12 protein-coding genes and 1 tRNA gene are annotated in these 13,529 nt (G+C 65.7%); 2 read left to right on the top strand and 11 right to left on the bottom strand.

Features of this window, described 5'->3' with window-relative positions:
* Positions 1-2 precede the first annotated feature (2 nt).
* From JO391_RS00695 to JO391_RS00650, 10 genes are all read right to left on the bottom strand, one after another.
* Positions 3-1,445: a mannitol dehydrogenase family protein gene (locus JO391_RS00695; RefSeq protein ID WP_220662308.1), complete on the bottom strand. Its 1,443-nt coding sequence runs from the start codon at positions 1,443-1,445 to the stop codon at positions 3-5.
* Between the two features lies 1 nt (position 1,446).
* Positions 1,447-2,217 carry an L-iditol 2-dehydrogenase gene (locus JO391_RS00690; protein ID WP_220662307.1) on the bottom strand — a complete coding sequence of 257 codons (771 nt, stop codon included), beginning with the start codon at positions 2,215-2,217 and terminating at the stop codon, positions 1,447-1,449.
* On the bottom strand, positions 2,214-3,212 hold the full coding sequence (locus tag JO391_RS00685) for an ABC transporter ATP-binding protein (protein WP_220662306.1): 999 nt from the start codon (positions 3,210-3,212) through the stop codon (positions 2,214-2,216). The genes JO391_RS00690 and JO391_RS00685 overlap by 4 nt, the downstream gene beginning before the upstream one ends.
* 7 nt (positions 3,213-3,219) lie before the next feature.
* Positions 3,220-4,050 carry a carbohydrate ABC transporter permease gene (locus JO391_RS00680; protein WP_220662305.1) on the bottom strand — a complete coding sequence of 277 codons (831 nt, stop codon included), beginning with the start codon at positions 4,048-4,050 and terminating at the stop codon, positions 3,220-3,222.
* A gap of 10 nt (positions 4,051-4,060) precedes the next feature.
* On the bottom strand, positions 4,061-4,933 hold the full coding sequence (locus JO391_RS00675) for a carbohydrate ABC transporter permease (protein WP_220662304.1): 873 nt from the start codon (positions 4,931-4,933) through the stop codon (positions 4,061-4,063).
* Positions 4,934-5,096: 163 nt separating this feature from the next.
* Positions 5,097-6,404 (bottom strand): ABC transporter substrate-binding protein, encoded by a 1,308-nt coding sequence (locus JO391_RS00670; RefSeq protein ID WP_220662303.1) that lies wholly within the window; start codon positions 6,402-6,404, stop codon positions 5,097-5,099.
* Positions 6,405-6,510: 106 nt separating this feature from the next.
* Complete coding sequence (locus JO391_RS00665; RefSeq protein WP_220662302.1) at positions 6,511-7,464, bottom strand: sugar-binding transcriptional regulator; 954 nt, start codon at positions 7,462-7,464, stop codon at positions 6,511-6,513.
* The gene (locus tag JO391_RS00660) at positions 7,461-8,180 is read right to left on the bottom strand and encodes an HAD family hydrolase (RefSeq protein ID WP_259444779.1); all 720 of its coding nucleotides are present in this window, start codon (positions 8,178-8,180) and stop codon (positions 7,461-7,463) included. The genes JO391_RS00665 and JO391_RS00660 overlap by 4 nt, the downstream gene beginning before the upstream one ends.
* Positions 8,181-8,187: 7 nt before the next feature.
* Positions 8,188-9,027, bottom strand: a complete 840-nt coding sequence (locus JO391_RS00655; protein ID WP_220662301.1) for an SDR family NAD(P)-dependent oxidoreductase — start codon at positions 9,025-9,027, stop codon at positions 8,188-8,190.
* Between the two features lie 76 nt (positions 9,028-9,103).
* Complete coding sequence (locus JO391_RS00650) at positions 9,104-9,472, bottom strand: SH3 domain-containing protein (protein WP_220662300.1); 369 nt, start codon at positions 9,470-9,472, stop codon at positions 9,104-9,106.
* 354 nt (positions 9,473-9,826) lie between these two features.
* Here JO391_RS00650 and JO391_RS00645 point away from each other — a divergent pair, with 354 nt between their 5' ends.
* On the top strand, positions 9,827-12,130 hold the full coding sequence (locus JO391_RS00645; protein WP_220662299.1) for a DNA topoisomerase IV subunit A: 2,304 nt from the start codon (positions 9,827-9,829) through the stop codon (positions 12,128-12,130).
* A 266-nt stretch (positions 12,131-12,396) separates the two neighbouring features.
* On the top strand, positions 12,397-13,215 hold the full coding sequence (locus tag JO391_RS00640; RefSeq protein ID WP_220662298.1) for a calcium-binding protein: 819 nt from the start codon (positions 12,397-12,399) through the stop codon (positions 13,213-13,215).
* Positions 13,216-13,405: 190 nt separating this feature from the next.
* On the opposite strand, the gene JO391_RS00635 is transcribed toward JO391_RS00640, so the two are convergent.
* A tRNA-Phe gene (locus JO391_RS00635) sits at positions 13,406-13,481 on the bottom strand.
* Positions 13,482-13,529: the final 48 nt, after the last annotated feature.

Below are 13,529 nucleotides of genomic sequence, written 5' to 3'. Positions count from 1 at the left end.
CCTCAGCCCAGGTACTCCCCCAGAACCGCCGCCGTGCCCCGCGCCCAAAGGGCCCGCAGCTTCGCCTCGAAGGCCCCCGCAAACCGGGCATCCCCGGCCACCTCGCCATAGACCTCGCGCAGGGTCAGCCAGACCTTCGGGTCCTCCTTCGCGGCCCGGGCCAGCGGCACCAGCCGGTCCCAGTTGGGATCGTTGGGGGCAATCTCCTGCCCGCCCTCGGTCACCCCGAAACAGTACCGGCACCAAAGGGCCGAGACCAGCGCCAGCCCCTCGACCGATCCCCCCGCCGCCAAGGCATCCCGGATCGAGGGCACGATGAACTTGGGCTGCCGGTTCGACCCGTCCAGGCAAAGCCGCCGCTCGGTATCCATGACCTCGGGGTTCGAGAACCTCTCGCGGATCAGGGCATAATAGGCGGCCAGGTCGGTGTCCGGCACCGGCGGGACGTAAGGGATGATCTCCTCCCTCTCCACCTTGTCCAGGAACCCCGAGATCAGCGGATGGGCCATCGCCTCGTGGACGAACTCCACATCCATCAGCCCCCCCGGATAGGCAATGGTCGCATGCCCCCCGTTCAGGATCCGGATCTTCATCATCTCATAGGCATGGACATGGGGGGTGAAGGTCACGCCCACCCTCTCCAGCGCCGGGCGGCCGGCGGGGAAGTTGTCCTCGACCACCCATTGCCGGAACGGCTCGCAGGTCACCGGCACCGGATCGTTCAGCCCGAACTCCGCCGCCATCGCCCGCTCGCGCGGGCCGGTGGCGGGGGTAATCCGGTCCACCATGCCATTGGGAAAGGCCACGTTGGCCTCGACCCAATCCGCCAGCACCGGGTCCGACAACCGCGCCAGCCCCACGACGGCCGACCGGGTCACGTGGCCGTTGCCCGGCAGGTTGTCGCAGGACATCACGGTGAACGGCTGGACCCCGGCCGCGCGCCGGGCCTTCAAGGCGGCAAGGATCGCGCCGAAGGCGGTCGCGGGCCGCGCCGGGTTCGCCGCATCTGCCACGATCTCGGGCGCGGTGGGGTCGAACTGCCCGGTGGCGGGGTCGATGAAGTAGCCGCCCTCGGTCACGGTCAGGCTGACGATACGGATACCCGGGTCTGTCATGGCCGCGATCAGGGCAGCATTATCCGGATGGACGGGCAGGAAATCCACCATCGCCCCCACCCGGCGGGCACGGCGGCCGTTCGGGTCGAGTTCGATCACCGTGGACAGACAATCCTGAGCCACCAGCGCGTCGCGCATGGCAGCGTCGGGCGCGCGGACGCCGGCGCCAAGGATCGCCCAGTCATGGCTGTCGCCCACGCCGAACAGGTCGTCCAGATAGACCGCCATGTGCGCCCGGTGGAAATTGCCAAGGCCGATGTGGACGATGCCCGGCTTCAGCTTCGATCGGTCATAGGCCGGCATCATCACGGGTGGGAGCGAGGCGTTCATGTCAGGCCATCCAGTTGCCGCCGTCCACGCCGAAGCACTGGGCGACGATGTAATCGGCTTCCGGCGTGGCGAGGAAAATCGCCATGCCGGTCAGATCTGCAGCGGTGCCCATGCGCCCGAAGGGCACGGCCTCGCCCACTTCCTTCTTCTTCTGTCCCAAGGGCTTGCCCTCGTACTTCGCAAAGAAGGCGTCCACCCCGTCCCAATGCTCGCCATCCACCACGCCGGGCGCGATGGCGTTCACGTTGATGCCGTGGGCGATCAGGTTCAGGCCGGCACTTTGAGTCAGGCTGATGACGGCGGCCTTGGTGGCGCAATAGACCGCCACCAGCCCTTCGCCCCGCCGTCCTGCCTGGCTGGCCATGTTGACGATCTTGCCGCCCTTGCCTTGCGCGATCATCTGCCGCGCCGCCGCCTGCATGCAGAAGAGCGTGCCCGCGACATTGACAGCAAACAGGCGTTCATAATCGGCCCGGGTGATGTCCACGATGGGCGCAGAGGTGAAGAGCGCCGCGTTGTTCACCAGGATGTCCAGACCGCCCATCTTCGCCACGGCTTCGACGAAGCCCGCATCAATCGAGTCCTGGCGCGTGATGTCCATCTGCACGGCATGGGCTTGCGGGCCAAGCGACGCTGCGGCCTTCGCGACGGCTTCAGCATTGATGTCGGCCAGCGCGACCGTTGCGCCTTCGCCGATGTAGGCGCGGGCAAACTCCAGCCCGATGCCGCGCGCAGCGCCGGTGATCAGTGCGCGTTTTCCCCGAAGCCTCATGCCTTTGCCTTTCCGTCCGCGCCAAAGCGGTGAATCTTGCCGGCCTGCGGGGCAAGGCTGACGCGGTCGCCGTGGCGCAAGGCGACCTCGCCGTTGGCGCGCACCGTCAGGGTGCCGGCCTCGGCGGTTTCCACGCGCAGGAATGTGTCCGAACCCAGATGCTCGGACAGGCCCACCTTGCCCGTCCAGGGGCCGCCGTCGCGCAATTCCATGTGCTCGGGACGCACGCCGATGGTATGAGCGTCGTGCTTGGCCGCCTCGGCCCCGGTGATGAAGTTCATCTTGGGGCTGCCGATGAAGCCTGCGACGAACAGGTTGCGCGGACTGTGATACAACTCCAGCGGCGAGCCAACTTGCTCGATCCGGCCCGCGTTCAGCACCACGATCTTGTCGGCCATGGTCATCGCCTCGACCTGGTCGTGGGTGACATAGATCATCGTGGTCTTCAGCGACTGGTGCAGTTCACTGATTTCCTGCCTCATGCCCACGCGGAGGGCGGCGTCCAGGTTCGACAGCGGCTCGTCGAACAGGAAGGCCGCCGGTTCGCGCACGATGGCGCGGCCGATGGCGACACGCTGGCGCTGGCCGCCCGACAGTTGGCCGGGTCGGCGGTCAAGATAGCTGGACAGGTTCAGCACCCTGGCCGCGCGGTCCACCCGCTTGTCCTGTTCGGCCTGATCCATGCCTGCCATCTTCAGCGGGAAGGCGATGTTCTTGCGCACCGTCATGTGCGGGTAAAGCGCATAGGACTGGAACACCATGGCCAGGCCCCGCTTGGCCGGCGGCAGGTCGGTCGCGTCCTTGCCGTCGATGGCGATGGTGCCCGAGGTCGTGTCCTCCAGCCCTGCGATCAGCCGCAGAAGCGTGGACTTGCCGCATCCCGAGGGGCCGACGAAGACGACGAATTCGCCGTCCTCGATCAACAGGTCGATGCCGGGGATGACATCCACCTCGCCAAAGGACTTGCGGACCTGGCTGAGTACGATCTTTCCCATTGGTGCCTCACTTCACCGCGCCAAACGTCAGGCCGCGGACGAGTTGTTTCTGGCTGAACCAGCCAAGGATCAGGATCGGCATGATGGCCATGGCCGAGGCCGCCGAGAGTTTCGCGTAGAAGAGGCCCTGCGGCGCCGAGAAGCTGGCGATGAAGGCCGAGAGGGGCGCCGCCTTGGTGGTGGTCAGCGTGATGGTCCAGAACGCCTCGTTCCAGGCGAGGATCACGTTCAGAAGCATGGTCGAGGCGATGCCGGGAACGGCCATCGGCGTCAGGACATGGACGATCTCGTTCCAGAGGCTGGCGCCATCCATCCGCGCGGCTTCGAGGATCTCGCCAGGGATTTCCTTGAAGTAGGTATAGAGCATCCAGACGATGATCGGCAGGTTCATCAGCATCAGGGCCAGGACAAGGCCGAACTTGGTGTCGAAGAGCCCGATGCGCTGGAACACCAGATAGAGCGGGATCATCACCGCGACAGCCGGCATCATCTTCGTGGACAGCATCCACATCAGCAGGTCCTTGGTCTTCTTGCCCGGCACGAAGGCCATGGACCAGGCAGCGGGGATGGCGATGGCCAGGCCCAGAAGCGTGGAGCCGACCGAGATGACGACCGAGTTCCAGAAGAACCGCGGATAATCCGACCGGGCCCAGACCTCGGCATAGTTCTCGAACGTCCATTCGGCCGAGAGGAACTGCGGCGGCGAGGCGACGGCCGAGGCTTCGGTCTTGAAGCTGGTCAGGATCATCCACAGCACGGGGAAGAAGATCAGCAGGGCGACGAACCAGGCGGCGAGCGTGGTGAGCCAACGGCGGCGGGGGGATTGGGCGCGGGCCATGATGTCCTCCTCAGGCGTCGAGGTTCTTGCCGATGCCGCGCATCAGGAAGTAGGCGATGATGTTGGCCAGGATCACGGCGATGATGCCCCCGGCAGCGGCGCGGCCGATGTCCTTTGCCACGATGGCCTGCTTGAAGATCATGTAGGGCAGCGTGGTCGAGGCCGAGCCGGGGCCGCCCTGGGTGGTTGTGTAGATTTCGCCGAAGATGCCCAGAAGGAAGATGGTCTGGATCAGGATCACCACGGTGATGGCGCGGGTCATGTGCGGCAGGATGATGTAACGGAACCGGCTGAACGCGCTGGCGCCGTCCATCTCTGCCGCTTCCAGTTGTTCGGACGACAGCGATTGCAGCGAGGTCAGCAGGATCAGCGTGGCGAAGGGCAGCCATTCCCAGGCGACGATGCCGATGATCGAGGACATCGGATACTGTTCCAGGAACAGGATCGGCTGCGCGCCGAAGCCGCGGGCGATGGCGGCGAAGAGGCCGTTCTGGGGGTGCATGAACAGGTTTTCCCATATCGAGGCGGCCACCGGCGGCATCACGAAGAAGGGCGCGATCACCAGAATGCGCAGCATCCCCTGCCCCTTCACCGGCTGGTCGATCAGCAGCGCGATCAGCGTGCCCAGCACCACGGTGATGACCAGAACGCCCCCCACCAGGGCCAGCGTGTTCCAGATGGCCAGCCAGAAATCGGGCGACTTCAGGAACCAGACATAGTTGTTGAAGCCGACCCAGCCGGTGCGCTCGGGCGAAAGCAGACGGTACAGGCGGAACGAGAAGTACAGCGTCATCGCCAGCGGCACGATCATCCAGATGAACAGCAGGATGACCGAGGGCGCGACCATCACGCGTGCGGCAAGGCGGGTGGATTGCGTCGACATGGGGGTCTCCGGAGAGAGGAGCCGGGCCGAAAGGCCGGGAGCGGCGCGGGATGGAGGCGCAGATGTCTGGATGGCCGACCGGGCGGCGAAAGCGAAGGGCGGACGGAGGGGCCCGCCCTTCGAAGGCGCCGGGACCGGTCAACGGCCGGACCCGGCGGGAGGATCAGTTGTAGCCCGCGGCCTTCATTTCGTCGGCGACGGCGGTCTGGGCTTCGGACAGCGCCTGGTCAGCCGTCTTCTGGCCGGCAAGGGCGGCGGAGAAGATCTCGCCCACGGTGGTGCCCAGGCCCTGGAACTCCGGGATGGCCACGAACTGCACACCGACATAGGGCACCGGCTTGACGGTGGGCTTCGTCGGGTCAGCCGAGTTGATCGAGTCCAGCGTCATCTTGGCGAAGGGAACCTTGGCGTATTCCGGATTCTCGTAAAGCGATGTCCGGGTGCCCGGAGGCACATTGGCCCAGCCTTCCTTGCTGGCCACGAGCGCCAGATAGTCCTTGTTGGTCGCCCAGTCGATGAAGGCCTTGGCGGCATCCTGCTTCTGCGAAGAGGCCGGAATGGCCAGCGACCATGCCCAAAGCCAGTTGCCGCGCTTGCCAAGCCCGTTGTCCGGGGCAAGAGCGAAGCCCACCTTGTCAGCCACGGTGGAATCCTTGCCGGTCACAAACGAAGCGGCGACGGTGGCGTCGATCCACATGCCGCACTTGCCCTGCTGGAACAGCGTCAGGTTTTCGTTGAATCCGTTGTTCGAGGCGCCGGGCGGGCCGTAGTTGTTCATCAGGTTCAGGTAGCTCTCCAGCGTCGCCTTCCACTCGGGCTGGTCAAACTGCGGCACCCAGGCCTCGTCGAACCAGCGCGCGCCGTAGGAGTTGGACATGGCGGTCAGGAAGGCCATGTTCTCGCCCCAGCCGGCCTTGCCGCGCAGGCAGATGCCATACTGTTCCTTCGACTTGTCCGTCATCGCGGCCGCCGCCTTCTCGATGTCGGCCCAGGTCGGCGCATCGGGCATGGTCAGGCCGGCGGCTTCCATCAGGTCCTTGCGGTACATGACCATCGAAGACTCGCCATAGAACGGCGCCGCCATCAGGTTGCCGTCCACGGTCAGGCCGCCGCGGATGGCCGGCAGCAGGTCGTTCACGTCATAGGATTCGGGCAGATCGTTCAGCGACACGAGCCAGCCCTGCTTGCCCCAGATCGGAACCTCGTAGGTGCCGATGGTCAGCACGTCATACTGGCCCCCGCCGGTGGCGATGTCGGTGGTCACGTTCTGGCGCAGGACGTTCTCTTCCAGCGTCACCCATTCGACCTTGATGTCGGGGTGCTTGGCATAGAAGTCGTCCATCAGACCCTGCATCCGGATCATGTCGCCGTTGTTCACGGTGGCTACGGTGATGGTGGTTTCGGCCAGGGCGGCGCCCGCCAGGGTGAACGAAACCGTCGCGCCAAGAAGCGCGCGAAGCGTCAGTGTCATATCTATCCTCCCAGAGCCGCGATTGAGCAATTCATCGCAAGCTGGGCAAATACTCACACAGCGGCACGTTGCGTCAAGCCCCCTCTTTCGCTGCAACTGCGAAGGTTCAGGCGGCCAGGATCGTTCGGGCGGTGACGTCGTCTGTCACCAAGCCGTTGATGATACGAGATTTGAGCGCCGCAGCGATGGCAGGCGCCTTTGACGTGCCGGCTGCAATTCCGATGGCCGGCCGATCAAGCCCCGGCTCGACTCTGACCCCGCCCGTGCGGCGATTGGTGCCGACATCAAGGTATATGCCGGCCGAATCAAATACCCAGCCGGCGACCTCGCCCACCGCTCCGGCGGCCTGCATCTGGTCCAGTTCGGCCCGGCTGACGAAGCCATCCTTCAAGAGCGGCGCGTCATCGGACATCTGGCCGACACCGACCAGCACCACATCGGCCTTCCGCGCCAGTTCGACCACCCGACGCACGGGAGGAAGAGCGTGGAAGGCGGCGTTCTCTTCCGGCGTGGGCGAGATCACGGGCACCAGCATCGGATAGTGCGGCGCACGCACCTTGTCGGCAATGCGCATCACCACGTCGAAGAAACTGGCTGAACCATCGGGCGCGATGTTGCCGATCAGGCTGACCAGCCGGTGCCGGTCGGCCTCCATGGGCGCCATGGCGTCGACCATGCCCCGCATCGCCCGCCCAGTGCCAAGCGCGATCACAAGCGGCTCGGCCATGCGCAGGAAGCGCTCCAGTTCCCCCGCCGCGGATGCGGCGATCCCGGCCACTGGATCGCCCCCTGGACCAAGGCCCGGCGCCACGCGGCACCGCACCAGGCCGAAGCGGTCGGTCAAGGCCCGCTCAAGGTCCATGCAGGCACCGATGCGGTGGTTCAGCCGCACATGAATCAGCCCCTCGGCCATGGCCCGGCTGACCAGGCGCTGCGCGCGCTGACGGCTGACACCCAGTTCTGCCGCGATCTGGTCCTGGGTCAGCCCGCCCACATAGTAGAGCCAGCCCGCGCGAGCGGCTTCGTCCTGAAGGCTGGGTTCGGGGTCGAACTTGTTCATGGCTTTGGTCCCAATGCGGGCTCAATCTGAAAGAACTCGGCGAAGGAAGCAAACCTCCTGTCGGGCCGGGCGTCCTCGGGCTCCTCGGGCGTATCCGGCCCCATGTGGCTGCCACCGACGAAGCGCCAGACCTCCATGCCCGCGGCCCTTGCGGCGCGCACGCCGGTCAGGCTGTCCTCGATCACCAGACAGCTCGACGGGTCCGCCCCCATCTTCGCCGCCGCGTGAAGAAACAGGTCCGGCGCCGGCTTGCCCCGCTCGACCATCGAGGCGGTGAACAGGCGAGGCCCGGCCAGATGCCCAAGCCCCACGAGCTTCAGCGAAAACTCGGCACGGCGCGGGGAAGAGGAGGTGGCGATGCAGAACGGGACCGCCAGCCGATCCAGCACCCCGGCCACCCCCGGCATGATCTTCAGGTCACGCGCAAAGGCATCCAGCAACCGGGTGCGGTAACGCTCTTCGAAATCCCCCGGCAGATCCAGCCCGAACTCGCCCCGGATCGTCGCCATCACGGTAGGATAGCTGCGGCCCAGGAAATGCCGCGCGACATAGGCCAGGTCGATACGAACCCCCAGCCCCTCCAGCTCGGTCACAAGCATCTGCGCACTGATGATCTCGCTGTCGATCAGCACGCCATCGCAGTCGAAGATCACAAGGTCCGGCACCTGGTCCTCCCGTTTCGCCGTCATCATGGCGATGCCGCCGGAAAGGTCCATGCCTGCCTCAGCCTTTCGAAACCAGCCAGTCCAGACCCCGCGTCGGCAGCAGCCGTCGCGCAATTCCGGAAATCCAGGTGGGCGTGGTCACGTAGTAACGCGCCTTCGGCCGCGGGCTTTCCAGCGCGTGCACCAGCTTTGTCGTCACCGCGCTGGCCGGAAGTTCGAACCGGTCCGGGCCGCGGCTTTCGTAAAGGCGGTGCAGGAGGGCATTGTACTCATCGCTTCGGGCCGAGGACTTCCAGTCGATCCAGCGCTCGAAATGCGGGATGGCGTTGGCGCGGATCGAACTGGTGATCGGACCCGGCTCGATCAGGATCACCTCGATGCCCGTGCCCTTCATCTCCATCCGCAGCACATCGGTCAGGCCCTCCATGGCGAACTTCGTCGCCACATAGGCCCCGCGCCACTTCACGCCGACCAGACCCAGAACCGAAGAGCAATTGACGATACGCCCGCGCCCCTGCGCCCGCATCGCCGGGATCACCCGGCGGGCAAGGTCGTGGTAGCCGAACAGGTTGACCTCGAATATCTCGCGCAGAAGGCCGCGGGGAATGTCCTCTACCGCGGCGGGGCAGGCGAAAGCACCGTTGTTGTACAGCGCATCCAGCCGCCCATTGGTCAGGCCAAGGGCCATCTCGGCGCCCAAGGCCACGCTCGCCTCATCGGCATAATCCAGGCGAAAGCTCTCGAACCCCTCGCCGCGCAGCCGCTCGCAATCGGCCTCCTGCCGGCAAGTCGCCAGCACGCGCCAGCCCCGCATGCGCAATCCCCGCGCGGCGTCCAGACCGATACCGGACGAACAGCCGGTGATAACCACGCTGCGGCCCTGCCCCGTCGCCCTCATGGCATACCTTTCCCGATTGACGGCAGCGGCTTGCGTCAGGCCGCAGCCGGCGTCAACCGGTCAGTGGTGCTTGCGATCACTGGCCTGTCAGCTGCGACAGAAAGCGCGCGGCGACATAGCCGTCCAGGCCGTCCCCTTCGATCCGCACCGGCACCCAGCCATCCACGTCCGGGCCGACCAGCATCACCTCATCGCCGCGCACAAGCCGACCCGCCACGCTGTCGGCGGTGGAAGGTCCGGTGCGAACGTTCACCGCTTCGGCCATGACGACGGCCCAGACAGGCTGGGTTTCTTCTGGCCCGGGCAGGCTTTCCGGCGCCGATGACAACGCCGCCGCTGCGGCTTCGTCGGGCACAAGCTCCATGAGGCCGGCATTGGTGTTGGCCAGGGAAAAGACCTCTGTCCCCTCTTCGGGCTGGAACGAGGCCGGATTCACCAGCGGCATGGAAGCGACTCCCTGCGGGATTGGTTCCGCGTGGGCAACTTCGGACGGCGCCGGCGCAGGTTCGGCGGCAACTTCAGCGGGCGCGATCTCGGCAACGGCCATCGGCGACGGCGCGTCGGCAGGAGGCGGCGCATCGCGCAGGCCAAATCGCTTCTGGCCATGATCGGCGCCGGCAATCAGCAGGCAAAGATAAAGCCCGGCAACAAGAAATGCGGTCAGTCGAAACATCATCCGAACCCCGAATCGTGGGACTTCCCTGATAGCACGGTTCATCCAAGAAACTGGCCAAAGCAGTACAATTCCGGGGTGGATTTCTGTCTGGACCGGACCTTCGGCGCGCACTACACAACCGCTATGTCCGACGAAGACGACACCCCCAAGATCGAGCCGGTGCTTGTCGCCGAGCCCCTGTCGCGCGCCATCGGCGAGCGGTATCTGACCTATGCCTTGTCCACCATCATGCACCGGGCCCTGCCCGATGCGCGCGACGGGCTGAAGCCGGTCCACCGCCGCATCCTGTTCGCGATGCGCGAATTGCGGCTGTCCGCGACAGGGGGCTTCCGCAAGTCGGCCAAGATCTCGGGCGACGTGATGGGCAACTATCACCCCCACGGCGATGCCGCGATCTATGACGCGATGGCGCGGCTGGCACAGGATTTCAACGTCCGCTACCCGCTGGTCGATGGCCAGGGCAACTTTGGCAACATCGACGGCGACAACCCGGCTGCCTCCCGCTACACCGAGGCACGGTTGACGGCGATCGCCGAGGCCCTGATGGAAGGACTGGCCGAAAATGCCGTGGACTTCCGCCCCAACTACGACGGCACGCTGGAAGAGCCGGTCGTCATGCCGGCGGCGTTTCCCAACCTTCTGGCCAACGGCGCCTCTGGCATTGCCGTGGGTATGGCCACCAACATCCCGCCCCACAATCTGGATGAACTGATCCAGGGTTGCCACGCCATGCTGCGCGACCCCGGCATCACCGACGATGCGCTGGTTGCGCTGATCCCCGGCCCCGACTTCCCGACCGGCGGCGTCGTGGTGGAACCCCGCGACACCATCGTCGAGACCTACCGCACCGGGCGGGGCAGCTTCCGCCTGCGCGCCCGGTGGGCGGTCGAGGACCTTGGCCGGGGCATGTGGCAGATCGTGGTCACGGAGATCCCCTACCAAGTCCAGAAGTCGAAGCTGATCGAGAAGTTGGCCGAAATCATCCAGGCCAAGAAGGTGCCGCTTCTGGCCGATGTGCGGGACGAAAGCGCCGACGATGTGCGCATCGTGCTGGAGCCGCGGTCGCGCACCGTGGACCCCGAGCTTCTGATGGGTGCCCTGTTCCGCAACAGCGACCTGGAAATCCGCTTCAGCCTGAACATGAACGTGCTGATCGACGGCAAGGTGCCGCGGGTCTGCTCGCTGAAAGAGGTGCTGCGCGCCTTTCTCGACCACCGGCGAGATGTGCTGCGGCGCCGTTCCGAACACCGGTTGGAAAAGATCGACCACCGGCTCGAGATTCTGGAAGGCTTCCTCATTGCCTTCCTGAACCTCGACCGGGTGATCGACATCATCCGCTATGACGACGAGCCCAAGGCCGCGCTGATGCGCGAGACCTGGGGGCGGCCGCACAAGCGGGCGACCAGCGAAAAGGACTATGTCTCGCCGCCGCCCGGCGAGGGTGAGCTGACCGAGCCGCAGGCCGAGGCGATACTGAACATGCGCCTTCGGTCGCTGCGGCGGCTGGAGGAGATGGAGCTGGTCTCGGAACGCGACGCCCTGATGGCCGAGCGGGCGGGGCTGGTGGATCTGCTGGACAGCGAGAAGCTTCAGTGGAAGCGGATCGGGACAGAACTGGAGGAGGTCCGCAAGCAGTTCGGCGCGGGCGCGCCGGGGGGTGCGCGGCGCACGACGCTGGCCGAAGCGGCAGAGACGGCCGAGGTTTCGGTCGAGGCCATGATCGAGCGGGAGCCGATCACGGTGATCTGCTCGAAGATGGGCTGGATCCGGGCGATGAAGGGCCATGTGGACCTGGCCACCGAGCAGAAGTTCAAGGACGGAGACGGTCCTCGGTTCGCCTTCCATGCCGAGACCACGGACAAGATCCTGCTGGTGGGGTCGAACGGGCGGTTCTTCACGGTCCTTGGCGCCAACCTGCCCGGCGGGCGGGGCATGGGCGAACCGGTGCGCCTGCTGGTGGACCTGCCCAACGAGGTGGAGATCACCGACCTGATCCTGTGGCGCGAGGGAGGGCGTTATCTGGTCGCCTCGTCGGCCGGTGACGGGTTCCTTGTACCGGCCGATGACCTGCTGGCCCAGACCAGGGCGGGCAAGCAGGTGATGAACCTGGCCGAGGGGGTGCGCTGTGCGCTGTGCCGGCCGGTGGCGGGGGACCATGTGGCGGTGGTGGGAGAGAACCGGAAGCTTCTGGTCTTTCCTCTGGCCGAACTGCCCGAAATGGGCCGTGGCAAGGGGGTCCGGCTCCAGAAGTACAAGGACGGGGGGCTGTCGGACGCCATGACTTTCACCCTGGCCCAGGGGCTGACGTGGAAGGACCCGGCGGGGCGGACCCGGACCGAGACCGATCTGGCCCAATGGCAGGGCGCCCGGGCCGGGGCGGGGGCCATGGCGCCGCGTGGCTTTCCCAGGGACAACCGGTTCACCTAAAGGCATCCGAGCTCGGACGCCTCATTCGACTCAATGAAATCAATGGCTTGGGAAGGCATCTTAACTCGGCGTTCACTTTCTTCCACCAAGGGGCGAATGCGCACAATCGCCCCGTGCATGGGGGCGCATGGTCGGCGCGAGGCATTCGATTAAGGATTTGCCTTGAAGGGCGGGAGTCTGCCACAACAGGCGCATGTGCCGCGGCACAACCGCTTTCCGCCCGGTGATGACGCACCCTGGAACAGCGGGAGCATGGAGGATTTCAGATGGCGAATTTCACCTTCTCGTCGGGGTACTTCACGACGGGCATAAAGATGGGTGCCCAGGACTTTGACTTCGTGGTCGGCAACGGGTCCGGCACGTTCAGCACCACCTCGCTCGTGTTCACCAATGGCACCGACACGGCGACCTTCACCGGCACGAATCTTCAGACGGTGACGTTCTTCGGCTTCCTGACGGACATCACGGCCGGCGACCTGACCGGACTGAACGTACAGATCGGCGGCAGCACCGCGCTGGACATCACCGGCTGGAACATCTCGGCCGTGGATGTCTACGATCTGGTGGTCGCTGAATCCTGGCCGCAGCTGTGGGCCCTGATGGTGTCGGGAAACGATACCGTGACCGGGACCACCTTCAACGACCGCCTTCTGGGCGGCGCCGGCCACGACTCGCTGATCGGCGACAGAGGCCGCGACATCCTGATCGGCGGCGGCGGCAGCGACACGCTGAACGGCGGCGCAGGTCATGACGTGCTGACCGGCGGGCTTGGGGTCGACCGGTTCGTGTTCTCGGCTCCGATGAATGCCGCCCATTCCGACACGATTTCGGATTTCGTCAGCGGGACCGACAAGATCCTGCTGGACGACGACGTGTTCACCGTACTTGCGGTGGGTGGCCTTGCCGCAGCACGCTTCGTTCTGGGAACCGCGGCGGGAGACGGAAACGACCGGATCATCTATGATCAGGCGACCGGCGACCTTTCCTATGACCGCGACGGCACGGGCGCTGTGGCGCAGGTGCTGATCGCCAATCTGGGAGCCGGCACAGCCCTGGCTTCATCGGACTTCCTGATCATCGCCTGAGCCGGCCAAGCGCCCGGCAGTCCAAGGCCCGGCCCTGCGCCGGGCCTTGCCTTTGGCAGACTATACCGTGGCTATCAAGTGCAGCGGCGGATGCGCCACGACACGATTTCCAGACCTTGCTCCAGAACGGCCCGACCCGAGCCACCACCGGAATCGGCAGCAGGAAACATAACGCTCTGCGGAAGTTAAGTGGTGCCCAGAGCCGGAATCGAACCAGCGACACGCGGATTTTCAATCCGCTGCTCTACCAACTGAGCTATCTGGGCCCTTCCGGGACGTGCCGTCCCTTGGGTGCGGGGGTCATACGTCAGGCG

Source organism: Neotabrizicola shimadae (genome assembly GCF_019623905.1).
Taxonomy (GTDB): domain Bacteria; phylum Pseudomonadota; class Alphaproteobacteria; order Rhodobacterales; family Rhodobacteraceae; genus Neotabrizicola; species Neotabrizicola shimadae.
Note: the sequence above shows the minus strand (reverse complement) of the source record. Positions and strands in the feature narration are given on the sequence as shown.